Below are 15,402 nucleotides of genomic sequence, written 5' to 3'. Positions count from 1 at the left end.
GAACCCCTCCAGAACTCCTCCGGCAGTGCGCCCGAGCAGGCCTCGGCGGAGCTGCGGGTGCGGTGGCAGCAACTGGCCGACGAGGTGCGCGAGCACCAGTTCCGCTACTACGTGCGGGATTCCCCGATCATCACCGACGGCGAGTTCGACACGCTGCTCCGGCAGTTGCAGGCGCTGGAGGAGCGGCATCCCGATCTCCGGACGCCCGATTCGCCGACGCAGCTGGTCGGCGGCGGCTTCGCGACCGATTTCACGGCGGTCGACCACCTGGAGCGCATGTTGTCACTGGACAACGTCTTCGACGCCGACGAGCTGCGCGCCTGGGCGAGCCGGGTGGAGGCCGAAGCCGGGTCCGATCTGCACTACCTGTGCGAGGTCAAGATCGACGGCGTCGCGCTGAACCTGGTCTACGAGAACGGCAAGCTGGTGCGCGGCGCCACCCGCGGTGACGGTCGCACCGGCGAGGACGTTACCTTGAACGCGCGCACCATCGCCGACATCCCCGGCGAGCTGTCGCCGAGCGCGGAGTTCCCGATTCCGGCGCTGCTCGAGGTGCGCGGCGAGGCCTACATGCGGCTCGAGGATTTCGAGACGCTGAACGCCGCCATCGTCGCCGACGGCAAACCGCCCTACGCGAATCCGCGCAACACCGCCGCCGGGTCGCTGCGCCAGAAGGATCCGGCGGTCACCTCCCGCCGCCGCCTGCGCATGATCTGCCACGGTTTCGGCCGGATCGAGGGCTACGCGCCGGCCTCCCAGCACGAGGCCTATCGCGCGCTCGCGGCCTGGGGGCTGCCGGTCTCCGAGCACACCCGGCTGGTGCGGGGGATCGACGCGGTGATCGAGCGCGTCGCCTACTGGGGCGAGCATCGCCACGATATCGAGCACGAGATCGACGGCCAGGTCATCAAGATCGACGAGACGGCCCTGCAGCGCCGCCTCGGCGCGACGTCGCGCGCGCCGCGCTGGGCCATCGCCTACAAATATCCGCCGGAGGAGGCGACTACAAAGCTGCGCGACATCCAGGTGAATGTCGGTCGCACCGGGCGGGTTACGCCGTTCGCGGTGATGGAGCCGGTGTCCATCGCGGGCTCCACCGTCTCGATGGCGACGCTGCACAACGCCTCCGAGGTCAAGCGCAAGGGCGTGCTGATCGGTGACACGGTCACCATCCGCAAGGCCGGTGACGTGATCCCCGAGGTGCTCGGCCCGGTGGTGGACGCGCGCACCGGCGCCGAACGCGAGTTCGTCATGCCGACGCACTGCCCCGAGTGCGGCACCGAACTGGCGCCCGCCAAGGAGGGCGATGCCGATATCCGGTGCCCGAATCAGCGGTTCTGTCCCGCGCAATTGCGCGAGCGCGTCTTCCACGTGGCGGGTCGCGGCGCGTTCGACATCGAGGCGCTGGGTTACGAGGCCGCGATCGATCTGCTCAAGTCCGGCGCCATCGCCGACGAGGGTGATCTGTTCGATCTGGACGAGGCGCGCCTGCTCACCACCGCGCTGTTCGCCAACAAGAGCGGCACGCTGTCGGCGAACGGCAAACGCCTGCTGGAGAATCTGGACGCCGCCAAGGATCGTCCGCTGTGGCGCGTGCTGGTCGCCCTGTCCATCCGCCATGTCGGTCCGACGGCGGCGCGAGCGCTCGCCGCCGAATTCGGCAGCATGGAGCGCATCATGGCGGCCTCGGCGGAGGAGCTGGGCGCGGCCGACGGCGTCGGCCCGACCATCGCCAACGCCGCCGCGGAGTGGTTCACCGTGGATTGGCATCGCGCCATCGTCGACAAGTGGAGCGCGGCGGGCGTGCGGATGGAGGACGAGCGCGACGCCTCGATCGTGCGCAATCTCGAGGGCCTGTCCATCGTGGTCACGGGTTCGCTGACGGGGTTCACCCGGGACGGTGCGAAGGAGGCGATTCTGGTGCGCGGCGGTAAGGCGGCCAGTTCGGTGTCGAAGAAGACGGCGTTCGTCGTCATCGGGGACGCACCGGGGTCGAAGGCGGCCAAGGCCGAGGAGCTGGGTGTGCCGATCCTGGATGAGGACGGGTTCCGGACACTGCTGGCGGAGGGGCCCGAGGCGGTGACACCCGCGGCCGAGGAAGCCGAGTAGCCACGGCGAACACTCCTTGACCTGAAGCATTGTTCAGGTATCACGATGGGTGGTGACAAGCAGGAGGTCACCATGAATCATCCACGGAATGCGCTGATCACGGGTGCGTCGGCGGGGCTCGGGCGGGCGCTGAGCGCGGAGCTGGTCCGCCGCGGCTGGCGCGTCGTCGGGACAGCCCGGCACGCGGACCGGCTCGAGCGCGTCCGGGCCGAACTCGGTTCCGGATTCCAGACGGTGGTCGGGGATGTCGCCGATCCCGTCCACCGGGCGCGACTGGCGGAGGTCGTCGCCGCGCGGGGCGAGCTGGATCTGGTCGTCAACAACGCCAGCGCCCTGGGGCCGAGCCCGCTGCCGGCGCTGCTGGCGTATCCGCTGTCCGAGCTCGAAGAGGTCTTCCGGACGAATGTCGTCGCGCCGCTGGCGATTCTGCAGTTCGCGGTGCCGCTGCTGAGTGCCGCGGGGGTGGTGGTCGACATCAGCTCCGACGCCGGTGTCGAGCCCTATCCCGCCTGGGGCGGCTACGGTTCGTCCAAGGCCGCGCTCGACCAGCTCACCGCGATCCTCGCCGCCGAGCGCCCGGATCTGTCGATCTACGCCTTCGATCCCGGCGACATGTGCACCGAGATGCACCAGGCCGCGTTCCCGGGCGAGGATATCTCCGATCGTCCGGAGCCGGAATCCGTTGTGCCCGCGCTGCTTCGGATGATCGAGCAGCGGCCGAAGAGCGCGCGATACACCGCCGCGGATTTCGCCACGGAGGTGCTGCGATGAACCTCGCATCGACCCGTCGCGGCGCAACGTGCCGAGCCGGACGGCAACGGGGCCCGCATGCGCCCCGGAGCGCGGAGCGGGGTGCCCGATGACCGTCTCGGTAGCGGAGCGGGCCTTCGTCCTGCCTCCGGAACGCAACGCGACCCAGCCGCCGGAAGCCCGCGGGCTGGCCCGGGACCAGGTGCGGTTGCTCGTGGCCCAGGGTGCGCTGACGCACGCCCGGTTCGACGAGCTGCCGCGCCACCTGCGCGCCGGAGACCTTGTGGTCGTGAACAATTCGGCGACGATGACCGCCGCGGTCGACGCCCGGCTCGGCGACCGCCCGGTCACCCTGCACCTGTCCACCTGGCTGGACGACGGACGGTGGGTAGTGGAGGTCCGCTCGCCGGACCGCACGCCCTTCCCGGCGGGCGCGTTCGACGCGGGCGCGGAGCTGCGGCTGCCGGACGGCGGCTCGGCCACCTTGCTCGCGCCCTGGTTGCCGCCCGCGCGGCGACTGTGGATCGCCGCCTTCGACGTCGACGCGCGCGGCCTGATGCGCCGTCACGGCTACCCGATCACCTATTCCTATGTCCCGCAACGCTGGTCCGCGTCGTACTACACGACCGCGTTCGGCCGGATCCCCGGTAGCGCGGAAATGCCGAGCGCCGCACGGCCGTTCACCGATCGCCTGGTGCTGGATCTGCTGACCCGCGGTGTCGGCGTCGCGCCGATCACCCTGCACACCGGGGTCTCCTCACCCGAGACGGGCGAACCGCCGAGCCCGGAACGCTTCTCGGTTCCCGCCTCGACAGCGCGCCTGGTCGACGACACGCGGGCGGCGGGCGGCCGGGTGATCGCGGTCGGCACGACGGTGACGCGCGCCCTCGAGTCGGCGGTCGACCCGGCGGGCCTGATCCGTGCGGCGGAAGGCTGGACGGAACTCGTGCTGGGGCCGGAGCATCCGGCACGCGTGGTGGACGGCCTGATCACCGGCTGGCACGCGCCCGGCGCCTCGCACCTGGACCTGCTCGTCGCCGTGGCGGGCGAACGAGTGGTGCGCGCGGCCTACACGGCCGCGCTGGAGACGGGCTATCTCTGGCACGAATTCGGTGACAGCGCCCTGCTGTTGCGTTAGACCGGGATCAGCGTCACCGAGGCGGAGGTCTGCGCGGGCAGCGGAATCTGGGTGCAGTGCCCGGTGTCGAGCTCGCGGTCGATCGGCTTGGCCTTGCGCCCGGCGTACTCGACGTGCACGTTCACCCGCACCCGCCCGACCGAGCAGACCTTCGACACCCACCGCGGTGAAGAGTAGCTGGCGGAACCGGACTGGCAGAGATTGTCGCCGCCTTCGAAGAAGATCCGCGCGGTGCCGTCCGGGCAGGGGGCTCCCGCCGCGGCCCGGGGCACGGAGACATCCGGCACCAGGAGCACCGATCCCACGCCCATCGCCGCGATCAGCGCGCCCCGAAGTGCCGCCCGCCGTACTGAAATTTCCATCGTTACCTACCCGCTCGAAACTCTCGCACCGCATCGCACACGGCAACTACTGCGCCCAGCATGCTAATGCTCCGGTGCCACCCTGTCCGCACTTCGCGCCGCGCGCATCGCCTCGATCGGCCCGGTCCGAGGGGCGTTCGACCAGCTCACGTGCCTGTTCTCGAGATCATCGAATTCGACGTCGGCGGCCTCCTCCAGGTGGCCCGGATCGCTGGGGCGTCGAGCGTTCGACGCGCCGCGAACCAGCGGAATTCCCGGGCGTCGTCATGTCTTTCGGCTATGACGGTCAGCGACTCGCGAGGCTTCGATGTCGCGGCGCGCGGGTGCAGGGGTAAGGATGGGCACCGTGCTGCGGAGTTTTCAGGTGGAGAATCATCGGTCGCTGGCCGAGCGTCAGGAACTGCGACTGTATCGGGGGAGCGGGCCGGTCGCGGTGCCGGTGACCGCGGTGCACGGCGCGACGGCGGCGGGCAAGTCGAGTCTGATCGGCGCGCTGGGGCAGATGCGCGACGCGGTGCTGCACTCGGTGACGGGCTGGGATCCCTACGCCGGACCGGTGCGCTCGCCGCACCTCGGCTCGCCGGACCGGCCGACGGAGTTCGTGGCGGCCTTCGTCGCCGAGGGCGTGCCCTACACCTACGGTTTCCGGCTGGACAACGCCGACGTGACGGCGGAGTGGCTGCACACCCATCCGCGCAATCGCAAGCGCATCGTGTTCGAGCGCGCCGGCGAGCAGATCAAGGTCGGGCCGATGTTCGAGGCGGCCCGCTACGGGATCACCGCGCTGGTGCCGCTGGTGCGCCCGAACGCGTTGCTGCTCAGCCTCGCCGGGCAGATGTACGCGGAGGCCCTGGTGCCCGCCTACCGCTGGTTCTCGGCCCTGCTGGAGGTGCAGCACGGCGCGACGGACCCGGCCGGGGTGGCGCACCGCCTGGGCGCGCACGTGTCCCGGTCCGCGGACAACGCCGCCCGGTTGCTGCTGCTGTTGCGCTCGGCCGAGCTGGGCATCACGGATCTGCTCGTCGCCGAACACGATCCGATGTACGCGGACTACCTGCGGGAACTGGACGCCGACATCGCCGCGACGGCCGAGCAGGTCGAGCTGTGCGCCACCAAGCCGGGCCATGCCGAGAACCTGTTGCGCGCCAACGGGTTCACGCCGCTGCTGCTGGAGCGCGAGCTGACCACGCTGCAAGCCGCCCGCGAGACGCTCTACTCCCGGATGGTCGAGCGCCGCGGCGCGGGCCTGAACCTGGTGCACGCCGGGATCGACGCGCCCTTCGACATCACCGACGAATCCGCCGCCACCCTCGCGCTGCTGCGGGTGCTGCCGGCCATGCTCGACGCCCTGGACGCGGGCCGGGTGCTCGCCGTCGACGACCTGGGCGCGCACCTGCCGGCCGAGCAGACCGACCGCCTGATCCAGCTGTTCCAGAACCCGGAGACCAATTCCCGTGGCGCGCAGCTGATCTACACCACCGCCGATCGCGCGCTCATCGATCGGGGCAACGGGCGCTCGCAGCGCACCCGGACCGCGGTCTGGCAGGTGCGCCGCACCGAGCGCGGCGCGAGCGAGCTCGCGGTGCTCTGAGGCGCGCTGACTAGGATCGATCGCATGTGGCAATTCGTGTTCCTGGTGGTTCTGCTGGTCGTGCTGGCCGCCATGGTGGTGCCCCTGCTGCGCCGCCGGGGAATGGGCGCGGCCGAACCCGAGGGCGGCACGCTGTACGTCACCGGGATCAGCCCGCGTCCCCTGGACGGGACCGAGGATTTCGTCACCATCACCGGCAATCTGAGCGGGCCGACGGTGCCCGAGACGGTCGTCTACGGCCGGTGGACCTGGACGGTGGAGCACTGGCCGACCGTCGGCGAGACCATGCCGGTGGTCTACCCGCCCGGGAAGCCGGAGCGCTGGCAGCCGGTGCACCCCGGACTGCGGTCGCTGTGGGGGTAGGCGGACGTCCAGTTCGTTTATCGCTGGTGGCAGTATGCCCACATGGGTGCAAACGACTCCGCGCTCGTCATCCGGACGGCGAAACCGGATGACTACGACGCGATCGGCGAATTGACCGTCGACGTCTACGTGGGCGAGGGCTACGTGCAGGCCGGCAGCCTGTACGCCGCCGAATTGGGCGATACCGTCAAGCGCGCGGCCGCGGCGCGGATCCTGGTGGCGACGCACGATGATCGCGTCGTCGGTTCGCTGACCGTGGCCCGGCCCGGCACCGAATACTCCGAGATCGCCCGCCCGGGCGAGCTGGAATTCCGGATGCTGGCGGTGGCGAAGCGGGCGCGCGGTCTGGGTGCGGGTTCCGCGCTGCTGCGCGCGGTGCTGGACATCGCGGCGGCGGAGGGATTCGAGGCGGTGGCGCTGACCACCATGCCCGCGATGGTCGATGCCCGCCGGCTCTACGAGCGGTTCGGTTTCGTGCCGGTGCCCGAGCGGGATTGGGTCACCCCCTCGGGTGAGCAACTTCGCGTACTGCGCCTGCCCCTCGACTGAGGGGCGCGCCGACTCAGCCGAGGACGGTGGCGATTATCCCGGCGAGGTAGCCGAGCCGCGCGATCTCCGACGGCCGGAAATCCGGGCCGCCCGGGCGGCCGAGCATCAGCACCTTGCCGGTGTTGCCCAGCGGCGCGGCCGCGAGCTTGGTGTCCATGTCGCGCCAGATCTGCGGCACCCACTCGGCCTCGGGGTCGAGCACGGTGGGCTTCTCCAGCGGCATCCACGGCGCCGACGCGGCCTGCGTCTGCGGCGCGCTCTGGCTGCCGACGACCCGGTAGGCGCCCTGGGCGCCCATGTCGAGAATGGTGGACCAGCCCACGCGCAGCACGCGGGGCGCGCCGTCGACCAGGACCTGCATTCTGTCGTCGCGGGCGCTGGCGACCTGATCGATCAGCTCGAGTTCGCGATGGGTGTCCAGCACGCCCGAGTACGGGCGGATCGAATCCACCAGGACGTCGCCGATGGATTCCGCGGCGGTGATGAGCGTGTCCGGGAGCGCGCCGGGCGGCACCTCCACGACGAGATCGTCGATCGCGAAGCCTGCCCCACGCTCGACCACGTCGAGGGAGAGGATGTCGGCACCCACCGAACCCAGGGCGAGTGCCAGGGCGCCGAGGCTTCCCGGGCGATCCGGAAGTTGCACGCGGAGCAGATAAGACACGCGCGTTCCTTTCCTCTGGGCCGGCCGAGCCTGATGTTCGGATACCCGGGTCTCGCAATACTTACACCCCCGACCGACGGTTATCGAGCCGAACAGCCGCCAGTGACCAACGCCACGCGGCGTTTTGGCGGCGCGACGGCGTGTCACATTAGGCGCCGGAGGTGTGTCGGGCGGCCGCGGGCTGCGGTGGGCGGCGCACGTCGACGGGTCGGTAGGCTACCGTCTGGCCGATTCATCATGCTCACATGCCGAAAGGGGTCCTGCGGTGCCCGCCATCTCCCGCGACGAGGTAGCTCACCTCGCCCGGCTGTCCAGGCTCGCGCTGTCCGAGGCCGAACTGGATCAGTTCGCCGGTCAGCTGGATTCGATCCTGAGTCACGTACAGACCATCAACGGGGTCGCCACCGCCGACGTGCCGCCGACCTCGTCGCCGAATCCGGCCACCAATGTGACCAGGCCCGATGAGGTCCGGCCGAGCCTGACCCCGGAGCAGGCGCTCTCCGGCGCGCCCGCGGTGGACGAGCAGCGGTTCATGGTTCCGCAGATCCTGGGGGAGGGCGAATGAGCGACCTGACCACGCGGTCGGCCGCCGAGCTGGCCGCGCAGATCCACGCGCGCGAGGTCACCTCGGTCGAGGTGACCCAGGCGCACCTGGATCGCATCGCGGCCTCCGACGCCGAGATCCACGCCTTCCTGCACGTCGCCGGCGAGCAGGCCCTGGAAGCCGCCGCGCGGGTCGACGCCGACCTGGCCGCCGGCCAGGCCCCGGCCTCCGCGCTCGCCGGTGTCCCGCTGGCGCTCAAGGACGTGTTCACCACCACGGACATGCCCACCACCTGCGCCTCGAAGATCCTCGAGGGCTGGGTCTCGCCCTACGACGCGACGGTCACCACGCGGCTGCGCGCCGCGGGCATCCCGATCCTCGGCAAGACCAACATGGACGAGTTCGCCATGGGCTCCTCCACCGAGAACTCGGCCTACGGCCCGACCCGCAACCCGTGGGACACCACCCGCATCCCGGGTGGCTCCGGCGGTGGTTCGGCCGCCGCGCTGGCCGCGCATCAGGCGCCGCTGGCCATCGGCACCGACACCGGCGGCTCGATCCGCCAGCCCGCCGCGGTCACCGCGACCGTCGGCACCAAGCCCACCTACGGCACCGTGTCCCGTTACGGCCTGGTCGCCTGCGCGTCCTCGCTGGATCAGGGCGGCCCGTGCGGTCGCACCGTGCTGGACACCGCGCTGCTGCACGAGGTGATCGCCGGGCACGACCCGCGCGACTCCACCTCGCGTGACGTCCCGGTGCCGCCGGTGGTCGCCGCGGCGCGGGAGGGCGCCCAGGGCGATCTGCGCGGGCTCAAGGTCGGTGTGGTCAAGGAACTGCACTCCGACAGCTACCAGCCGGGCGTGCTGGAATCCTTCGACGCCGCCGTCGCGGTGCTGCGGGAGCTGGGCGCCGAGGTGATCGAGGTGTCGTGCCCGAACTTCGAGTACGCGCTGTCCGCGTACTACCTGGTGATGCCCAGTGAGGTGTCCTCGAACCTGGCGCGCTTCGACGCCATGCGCTACGGCCTGCGCGTCGAGGACGACGGCAAGCACAGCGCCGAGCAGGTCATGGCCGCCACCCGCGCCGCCGGGTTCGGCCCGGAGGTCAAGCGCCGCATCATGATCGGCACCTACGCGCTGTCGGCCGGGTACTACGACGAGTACTACGGCCAGGCGCTGAAGGTGCGCACGCTGATCACCCGCGATTTCGATCGGGCCTACGAGCAGGTCGACGTGCTGGTCTCGCCGACCAGCCCGTTCACGCCGTGGAAGCTGGGTGAGAAGGTCGACGATCCGCTGGCCATGTACCTCTCGGACCTGTGCACCCTGCCCACCAACCTGGCCGGGCATCCGGCGATGTCGGTGCCGTCGGCGCTGAGCAAGGACGACGGCCTGCCGGTCGGCTTCCAGATCATGGCGCCGGCCCTGGCCGACGATCGCCTGTACCGCGTCGGAGCGGCCTACGAGGCGGCGCGCGGGCCGATCAACTGATCGCAGCCGGAAACGGGGTGGGGCCGCACGGCGGTCCCACCCCGTCGCGTTATGCGGGCCAGACGAATTCGGGGTCGGTCAGGTAGTCCTGGCGGCGGGCGTCCAGCGCCAGCGTGACCATCTGGTGGGCGCCGGGACCGATCACCTTGCGGACCGGCGGATGGTCCATGGCGACGAGCTCGAGCAGGCCCGCGGCCGCGACTTCCGGTGCGGGCTCGGCCCATTCGTTGTCCGCGGGCTGCGGGTCGGCGGGCGCGGCCGCGAAGTCCGGATAGTCGGGCATGCCCAGGATCGCCTGGCGCTGTGCGGAATACGCGGGCAGGCCGGCGCCGAAACGCATGCTGGACTTGGCCCAGTCGGTGTCGAAGCCGCCCATCTGGGCACTGGTGACGTGGATGCCGAGCGGCCGCAGTTCGTCGGCGAGGGAGGCGCTGAAGCCTTCCAGTGCCCACTTGCTCGCGTTGTAGAGGCCGAACAGCGGCAGGCTGCCGACCGCGCCGACGGTCGAGATCTGCACGATGTGCCCGGAGCCCTGGGCGCGCAGGTGCGGGACCGCGGCCTGGGAAACCCAGAGCGCGCCATAGAAGTTGGTGTCCATCTGGTCGCGGATCTCGGCTTCGGTGAGTTCCTCGAGCGCGCCGACCAAGCCGTAGCCGGCGTTGTTGACGATCACGTCGATGGTGCCCGACCGCGCGAAGGCGGTGTCGACCGTGTCGATCACCCGGTCGCGCTCGCGCACGTCCAGGGGCAGGACCGTGAGGCGCTCGGCGCGCAGGTCGTCCATCGTCTTCGGGTCCCGGGCGGTGGCGACGACCCGGTCACCCTGGGCGAGGGCGGCGGTGGTGAAGGCGCGGCCGAGGCCGCGGTTGGCGCCAGTGATGAACCAGGTGCGGGTCATGGTGAATCCTCTCGGTCGCGAGACGGACCGTCTCGTTTGAACGAGGACGACTGTGCCAGACGAATCCGGATGCGTCAAGACGAGACGTTTCGTCTCGTCTTTGCTACCGTCGGAGGCATGCCAGAAACGCCCAGCGCCGCCCGGCGCAGTGCGCGCGCCCGCGCCGCGATCCTGAACGCCGCCACCGAGCTCATTCGCGAAGTCCCCTACGCGAGGCTCAGCGTGGAGGCGATCGCGTCCCGGGCCGGAGTCGGCAAGCAGACGATCTATCGGTGGTGGCCGTCCAAGGGGGCGGTGGTGTTCGACGCCATGCTCGAACTCGACTCCGGCCCCGAAGGTTTGGTGCTCCCGGACACCGGCGACCTCCGCGCCGATCTGGTGCCGCTGCTGCGCGGATCAGTTGCCGCGCTGACGGATCCCGGATTCGAGGGGTTCCTGCGCGCGGTCTACATCGAGATCCAGCAGGATCCGGCCCTCGCCGCGCTGTACCGGGAACGCCTGCTGCTGCCCCAGCGCGCGGCCCTCGCCCAAAGGCTCACGGCCGCCATCGATGCCGGAGAAGTCCGCGCCGAGGTGAATATCGAGCTGGCGCTGGATCTACTGCTCGGCCCGATTCAGAGTCGCTGGTCGCTCGGCCTGGGCGGGCTGGACGACGCCTACGCCGACGCCGCCCTCGACGCGGCTCTGGCCTATCTGCGGGCGTGAATCACACTGTGCGCGACTATGTCCCAAAGCGCGCACGACCCACGCGGCGGCACGCTCAGCGCAGCCCCTCGGCCCGACGCTGCACGGCGGCGGTCATTCCCTCGAACCCGTTGCGCAGATGCTTGCCGAGCAGGGCGGCGACGACCGGGCTGAGCCAGCCGTCGAGTTCGAAGTGGGATTCGTAGCGGGTGCGATCCGGATTCACCGCGGTGACCGTGTGCGAGCGCATGCTGTGCAGGGTCCCGGCCGGCACCGGCTTCATGGTGTAGCTGAATTCCCGTCCCGCGGTGTGGCTGCGGACGAACTCGCGCTGCCGCAGGCGCCGGGGGCCGAGTTGCACCAGCATGTCGATCGGCTCGCCGGGCACCAGGCTGGTCTTCGCCTCCAGGCAGAAGGGGTTCCACTCGCCGTAGTGCGGGAAGTCGGTGAGTACCTGCCACACCACCTCGGCGGGCGCATCGATGTAGACGGTGGTGTCGACGGTCAGTCCCATGCGAGAAAACTAGAACACGTTTCAGGATGCGTCAACGTTCAGCAGCCGCCGAGCGCGGTGCCCTGATCGGCGCCGTAGCGGTGACCGTGGCCCGCGGGCGCGTCCAGGGCCGCGAGCAGGTCGGCGGTGGTCTGGATGAAGCTCGCCACCGGCAGCCAGCCCGGCAGCGGTGCGTCGACCCGCGCCCCGGACAGGTCCGGAGCCCGCCACAGCAGCGCGGGCGACCAGCGCACGACCGGATCGGAGCTGTTGGCCAGCACCGTCGCGCCCGCGCGGTGTACCTGGCCCGCGGGCGGGCCCGCCCACAGCACGGCGCAGGTGCGGCGGTCCTGCTCGGCGGCGTCGGCGAACACGGCGCTGCCGCCGTAGGCACCCAGGCTCTGGCCGTAGACGAACAACCGGTGCCCGCCGCCGAGCTCGGCGCTGCGCCGCTCCACCGCGTCGAACAGCGCGCGGGCGGCGGCGACGGCGTCGTCGCGCCCGAAGACGAAGGTCACCCAGCTCGGCGCGTAGGAGTACTGCAATCCGACGATCGCGGCGTCGGCGCCGAAGCGCTGGGCGAAGCCGGTCATGGCGTTGGCATCGATCCAGCCCGACCCGGTCGGCACCGCGATCACGATATTGGACCGGCCGAAGCCGCCGGCGCGCTCCAGCTCCCGAATGGCCAGCGCCACCCGGGAATCGAGATCCGGCGCGGACTCCACGCCGACATAGACGCGCGCCGGGCCCGCGGCGTCGCCGGAGACGAACTTGCGGCCCTCGGCGCCGAGGGAATTCCAGCTGACCGCCGACTCGCCGCTGCCCGACCAGGTCAGCGAAACCGGCTGTACCAGAGCCGGATCGAGGGTGTGGTTGGCCGCCGCGTAGGTGCTCTGCCGCCACCCGACGAAACTCGGCACCAGCACCAGGTATCCGGCGATCGCGGCGACCACGGTCAGCGCCGCACCGCGAATCAGGCCCAATCGCCGGAGCGCCCAGCGGAATCCGCGTGCGATCCCCGTGCACACGAGCACCAGCAGACCCGCGCCGACCGCGCATCGCAACCAGTAGTCCGCCCCGATCGGCGGCGTCCCCATCGCGGCGCGCAGCGAGTTCTGCCAGTGCCCGGCCTGCGCGGCCGCCGCGGCCACGAACACCGCGCCCAGCGCGAACAGCGGGCGGCGCACACCGGCGAAGCGCACGTTCGGATCAATTCCACAGCGGCGCAGCCCCATTCGGGTCAGGCCCGCCACCCCGAGCGCCAGCCCGATCAGCAGCGCCGTCAAGATCGCCTGTGCTCCGGCGGTTCTCGGCAAGAGTCCCGGTGCCAGCGACACGAGGGCCGCACCGCTGATCGCCAGCGTGGTGCCGATCCGCGGCGAGGCCGAGAGCATCCGTCGCGCCGCCGAACGCACCCGCCCGCCCTGGCCCGGCGCGACTGTTACGGACTCGGACGCACCCTCCGGCCTCCGTTCCCGCCCGTCGTCCGCCCCGGCCGCGCGTGGTCGTTCGAGTGTTGTGGTCATCGCGAAACCTCCAGCGTGTAGTCGTTATCGGGCGTCGCGCCGAGCTCTCCCATCGAGCCGATCCACTGGCCCCCGCTCATGCGAGGGCCGGTTCCGCGAGGCGGATACGGGGCGCGGCGGCGCGGGTGCCGAAAAGGCTGCGGGCCAGGGTGAGCAGCGCGGTCAGTCCGAGGCCCGCGAGGGCGAGGACGCCCAGATGCCAGCTGTTGACGCCGGTTTCGACGACGGGCGAGCCGTAGTCCTGGCGGCGCGAATTCAGGTCGACGAAGATGTCGGCGACATCGGCCATCGTGAAGCACTCCGCGCGGGCCAGGGCGGTGCCGCGGCCGGCGCAGGCCTCCTGCATGCGGCGATCCAGCATGGTGTCGACGGCCTGGCGGGCCCACGGACCCAGCGGCGCACCGCCGCGATCGGCGTAGCGCAGCAGGTCGTAGCCGAGATCGTGGGCCTTGCAGGCGAGTTCGAACTCCGCGGGCAGCGGGACGGGGGAGGAGCAGTCGCCACTCGGATTCACCAGCAGCCCGCGCTCGGTGCCCGGCTGGTAGCCCAGGACCGCCGCGAAATCCGCGGGCAGCAGCGCGGCCGAGCCGGGCCCGCCCGCCGTGAGATCCACGACCGCCGCGGCCGCCGCGGCGTTCTCGGTCCGGTCCGGGCCGACGGCGGCCGCGTGGCCGACGGGGGCGAAGGCCACGGTGGCCGACAGGGTGGTCAGTGCGACGGCGATCGCCGCCGCGCAGCGCCGCAGGGCGGTGGCCGAAGCCGGGGTGATCTCATCGGCCGCTGTCGCGGTGCCGGCCTGCCGTGCGGTGGTCGGGAAGCTCATGGTCAGGAACGGTAGAAATCGGCACTGCCCGCCCACGTCACGCCGAAGTGCGGTTTCGGGTGCCGTGCTCGCGAGGGAGCGGGCGGGCGGTCTCCCACCGGGGTACGGGGTCGCGGTTCACCCGCCGGTATGACGCAGTCCGGGCCGCGAGTTCCTAGTGTCTTGGGTATGAAGCAGCAAAGCCGTGTCCGGAAGGCACTCAAGAGCCCGCGCCTGCTGGTCGATGTCGGCAGCGTGTTCGTGGCCCTGACCTTCTTCACCATCGCGTGGCCGACCCTGCACCTCACCCACGTCGTCCCGGTGGCGGTGCAGCCCGGCGTCGCCGCGCTGGCCGCGTTCCCGGTGCTGCTGGTCCGGGTGAACCCGGCGCTGGGCTGGGCGATCTCCGCGGGCTCGGCACTGCTGATCGCGCTGGCGATCCCGCACCAGCCCGGCAACGACATGCCGTTCCAGGTGATCCACGTGCTCTCGCTGCTGATCCTGCTGTTCGCGGTCGGGCTGCGGGCCCCGGTGCAGGTGGTCGCGGTGAGCTGGGCGGGCACCGCCCTGCTCTTCGCCACCACCATGCCGGGATCCGGTTCGGGCGCGGCCTGGGGCTGGCCGATCGGCCTGGCGGCCGTGGTGCTGGTCGCCATGCTGGTCCGCTGGCTGGTCGCCTCGCGCGTGCAGTTGGTGCAGCAGGAGGAGGCGAACGAGCTGGAGCGGGCCCGGCGCGCGATCCTGGAGGAGAAGGCGCGCATCGCCCGGGACCTGCACGACGTGGTGGCGCACCACATGTCGCTGGTGGTGGTGCAAGCGCAGACCGCGCCGTACCGGGTCGAGGGCGTGACCCCGGCCGCCCGGGCGGAATTCGACTCCATCGGTGCGACCGCGCGCGAGGCGCTGAACGAGATCCGCGGCATGCTCGGGGTCCTGCGCAGTGACGGCCAGCTGCCCGAGACCACGCCGCAGCCCAAGGCCGGCGATCTGCTCGGCCTGTTCGAAGGCGCGCGCCGGGCCGGCGTCGAGATCGACTGGACGGTGACGGGCGAGCTGTCGGCGATCCCGGAGACCACGGGTCTGGCGCTGTACCGGATCGCGCAGGAGTCGCTGTCGAACGCCTCCCGGCACGCGCCGGGCGCATCGGTGCGGGTCGAGGTCATCAGCGCCCCGGAGGTGGTGCTGCGGGTGGTCAACGGCCCGGGCACCAGCGCGGCGCGGCCGTCGAGCAACGGCGGGCACGGGATCGCGGGTATGCAGGCCCGGGCGCTGGCGGCCGGCGGCGAGCTGATCGCGGGCCCGTGTCCGGACGGCGGCTACCAGGTCGAGGCCCGGCTGCCGCTCGCCCCGATCGGGCTGGGCACGCCCGATCTCGCCGTCGGCGCACCGCCGGTCGGCTAGCCCGTCGCCGCCCCCGAATCCGCAGGCGGCGACCGGGG

16 protein-coding genes are annotated in these 15,402 nt (G+C 71.4%); 10 read left to right on the top strand and 6 right to left on the bottom strand.

Annotation, left to right across the window (positions count from 1 at the left end):
• The first annotated feature begins 57 nt into the window (after positions 1–57).
• The 3 genes from ligA to AB0I43_RS34370 all read left to right on the top strand — a co-directional run bounded on the left by ligA (position 58) and on the right by AB0I43_RS34370 (position 3,997).
• A complete protein-coding gene (gene ligA, locus AB0I43_RS34380; protein WP_356977962.1) occupies positions 58–2,109 on the top strand; it encodes an NAD-dependent DNA ligase LigA in 2,052 nt (683 codons plus the stop codon).
• A gap of 72 nt (positions 2,110–2,181) precedes the next feature.
• Positions 2,182–2,880, top strand: a complete 699-nt coding sequence (locus AB0I43_RS34375; protein ID WP_356977828.1) for an SDR family oxidoreductase — start codon at positions 2,182–2,184, stop codon at positions 2,878–2,880.
• Between the two features lie 88 nt (positions 2,881–2,968).
• Positions 2,969–3,997, top strand: a complete 1,029-nt coding sequence (locus tag AB0I43_RS34370) for an S-adenosylmethionine:tRNA ribosyltransferase-isomerase (protein ID WP_356977826.1) — start codon at positions 2,969–2,971, stop codon at positions 3,995–3,997.
• On the opposite strand, the gene AB0I43_RS34365 is transcribed toward AB0I43_RS34370, so the two are convergent.
• Positions 3,994–4,359 (bottom strand): hypothetical protein, encoded by a 366-nt coding sequence (locus AB0I43_RS34365; protein ID WP_356977825.1) that lies wholly within the window; start codon positions 4,357–4,359, stop codon positions 3,994–3,996. The genes AB0I43_RS34370 and AB0I43_RS34365 overlap by 4 nt on opposite strands.
• Before the next feature lie 337 nt (positions 4,360–4,696).
• Here AB0I43_RS34365 and AB0I43_RS34360 point away from each other — a divergent pair, with 337 nt between their 5' ends.
• From AB0I43_RS34360 to AB0I43_RS34350, 3 genes are read left to right on the top strand one after another with little or no spacing between them, the layout of a single operon-like run.
• Positions 4,697–5,950: an ATP-binding protein gene (locus AB0I43_RS34360; RefSeq protein ID WP_356977823.1), complete on the top strand. Its 1,254-nt coding sequence runs from the start codon at positions 4,697–4,699 to the stop codon at positions 5,948–5,950.
• Positions 5,951–5,974: 24 nt separating this feature from the next.
• Complete coding sequence (locus tag AB0I43_RS34355) at positions 5,975–6,313, top strand: hypothetical protein (RefSeq protein ID WP_356977822.1); 339 nt, start codon at positions 5,975–5,977, stop codon at positions 6,311–6,313.
• A 42-nt stretch (positions 6,314–6,355) separates the two neighbouring features.
• Complete coding sequence (locus tag AB0I43_RS34350) at positions 6,356–6,862, top strand: GNAT family N-acetyltransferase (protein WP_356977821.1); 507 nt, start codon at positions 6,356–6,358, stop codon at positions 6,860–6,862.
• A 13-nt stretch (positions 6,863–6,875) separates the two neighbouring features.
• On the opposite strand, the gene AB0I43_RS34345 is transcribed toward AB0I43_RS34350, so the two are convergent.
• Positions 6,876–7,526: an amino acid-binding protein gene (locus AB0I43_RS34345; protein WP_356977820.1), complete on the bottom strand. Its 651-nt coding sequence runs from the start codon at positions 7,524–7,526 to the stop codon at positions 6,876–6,878.
• A 265-nt stretch (positions 7,527–7,791) separates the two neighbouring features.
• Here AB0I43_RS34345 and gatC point away from each other — a divergent pair, with 265 nt between their 5' ends.
• Positions 7,792–8,091, top strand: a complete 300-nt coding sequence (gatC, locus tag AB0I43_RS34340) for an Asp-tRNA(Asn)/Glu-tRNA(Gln) amidotransferase subunit GatC (RefSeq protein WP_356977818.1) — start codon at positions 7,792–7,794, stop codon at positions 8,089–8,091.
• Positions 8,088–9,560 (top strand): Asp-tRNA(Asn)/Glu-tRNA(Gln) amidotransferase subunit GatA, encoded by a 1,473-nt coding sequence (gene gatA, locus AB0I43_RS34335; RefSeq protein ID WP_356977816.1) that lies wholly within the window; start codon positions 8,088–8,090, stop codon positions 9,558–9,560. Before gatC ends, gatA begins: the two co-directional genes overlap by 4 nt.
• Before the next feature lie 49 nt (positions 9,561–9,609).
• On the opposite strand, the gene AB0I43_RS34330 is transcribed toward gatA, so the two are convergent.
• Positions 9,610–10,458: an SDR family NAD(P)-dependent oxidoreductase gene (locus tag AB0I43_RS34330; protein WP_356977815.1), complete on the bottom strand. Its 849-nt coding sequence runs from the start codon at positions 10,456–10,458 to the stop codon at positions 9,610–9,612.
• A 117-nt stretch (positions 10,459–10,575) separates the two neighbouring features.
• On the opposite strand from AB0I43_RS34330, the gene AB0I43_RS34325 reads away from it, so the two are divergent.
• Entirely contained in the window at positions 10,576–11,163 is a 588-nt protein-coding gene (locus AB0I43_RS34325; RefSeq protein ID WP_356977814.1) for a TetR/AcrR family transcriptional regulator, read from the top strand.
• A gap of 55 nt (positions 11,164–11,218) precedes the next feature.
• Here the strand turns inward: AB0I43_RS34325 and AB0I43_RS34320 are convergent, their stop codons facing one another.
• The 3 genes from AB0I43_RS34320 to AB0I43_RS34310 form a co-directional block, all read right to left on the bottom strand.
• Positions 11,219–11,656 (bottom strand): SRPBCC domain-containing protein, encoded by a 438-nt coding sequence (locus AB0I43_RS34320; protein WP_356977812.1) that lies wholly within the window; start codon positions 11,654–11,656, stop codon positions 11,219–11,221.
• Positions 11,657–11,694: 38 nt separating this feature from the next.
• A complete protein-coding gene (locus AB0I43_RS34315) occupies positions 11,695–13,161 on the bottom strand; it encodes an alpha/beta-hydrolase family protein (RefSeq protein ID WP_356977811.1) in 1,467 nt (488 codons plus the stop codon).
• Positions 13,162–13,237: 76 nt separating this feature from the next.
• Positions 13,238–13,984, bottom strand: a complete 747-nt coding sequence (locus tag AB0I43_RS34310) for a hypothetical protein (RefSeq protein ID WP_356977809.1) — start codon at positions 13,982–13,984, stop codon at positions 13,238–13,240.
• A gap of 168 nt (positions 13,985–14,152) precedes the next feature.
• Here AB0I43_RS34310 and AB0I43_RS34305 point away from each other — a divergent pair, with 168 nt between their 5' ends.
• Positions 14,153–15,364 (top strand): sensor histidine kinase, encoded by a 1,212-nt coding sequence (locus tag AB0I43_RS34305; RefSeq protein WP_356977807.1) that lies wholly within the window; start codon positions 14,153–14,155, stop codon positions 15,362–15,364.
• Positions 15,365–15,402 lie beyond the last annotated feature (38 nt).

The sequence above is a fragment of the Nocardia sp. NPDC050435 genome (genome assembly GCF_040655395.1).
Lineage (GTDB): Bacteria > Actinomycetota > Actinomycetes > Mycobacteriales > Mycobacteriaceae > Nocardia.
Note: the sequence above shows the minus strand (reverse complement) of the source record. Positions and strands in the feature narration are given on the sequence as shown.

Excerpts from the sequence above, each read along its gene's own strand:
- AB0I43_RS34375 (WP_356977828.1), top strand. The coding sequence starts at position 2,182 with ATGAATCATCCACGGAATGCGCTGATCACGGGTGCGTCGGCGGGGCTC.
- AB0I43_RS34370 (WP_356977826.1), top strand. The coding sequence starts at position 2,969 with ATGACCGTCTCGGTAGCGGAGCGGGCCTTCGTCCTGCCTCCGGAACGC.
- AB0I43_RS34365 (WP_356977825.1), bottom strand. The coding sequence starts at position 4,359 with ATGGAAATTTCAGTACGGCGGGCGGCACTTCGGGGCGCGCTGATCGCG.
- AB0I43_RS34360 (WP_356977823.1), top strand. The coding sequence starts at position 4,697 with ATGGGCACCGTGCTGCGGAGTTTTCAGGTGGAGAATCATCGGTCGCTG.
- AB0I43_RS34355 (WP_356977822.1), top strand. The coding sequence starts at position 5,975 with ATGTGGCAATTCGTGTTCCTGGTGGTTCTGCTGGTCGTGCTGGCCGCC.
- AB0I43_RS34350 (WP_356977821.1), top strand. The coding sequence starts at position 6,356 with ATGGGTGCAAACGACTCCGCGCTCGTCATCCGGACGGCGAAACCGGAT.
- gatA (WP_356977816.1), top strand. The coding sequence starts at position 8,088 with ATGAGCGACCTGACCACGCGGTCGGCCGCCGAGCTGGCCGCGCAGATC.
- AB0I43_RS34330 (WP_356977815.1), bottom strand. The coding sequence starts at position 10,458 with ATGACCCGCACCTGGTTCATCACTGGCGCCAACCGCGGCCTCGGCCGC.
- AB0I43_RS34325 (WP_356977814.1), top strand. The coding sequence starts at position 10,576 with ATGCCAGAAACGCCCAGCGCCGCCCGGCGCAGTGCGCGCGCCCGCGCC.
- AB0I43_RS34320 (WP_356977812.1), bottom strand. The coding sequence starts at position 11,656 with ATGGGACTGACCGTCGACACCACCGTCTACATCGATGCGCCCGCCGAG.
- AB0I43_RS34315 (WP_356977811.1), bottom strand. The coding sequence starts at position 13,161 with ATGACCACAACACTCGAACGACCACGCGCGGCCGGGGCGGACGACGGG.
- AB0I43_RS34310 (WP_356977809.1), bottom strand. The coding sequence starts at position 13,984 with ATGAGCTTCCCGACCACCGCACGGCAGGCCGGCACCGCGACAGCGGCC.
- AB0I43_RS34305 (WP_356977807.1), top strand. The coding sequence starts at position 14,153 with ATGAAGCAGCAAAGCCGTGTCCGGAAGGCACTCAAGAGCCCGCGCCTG.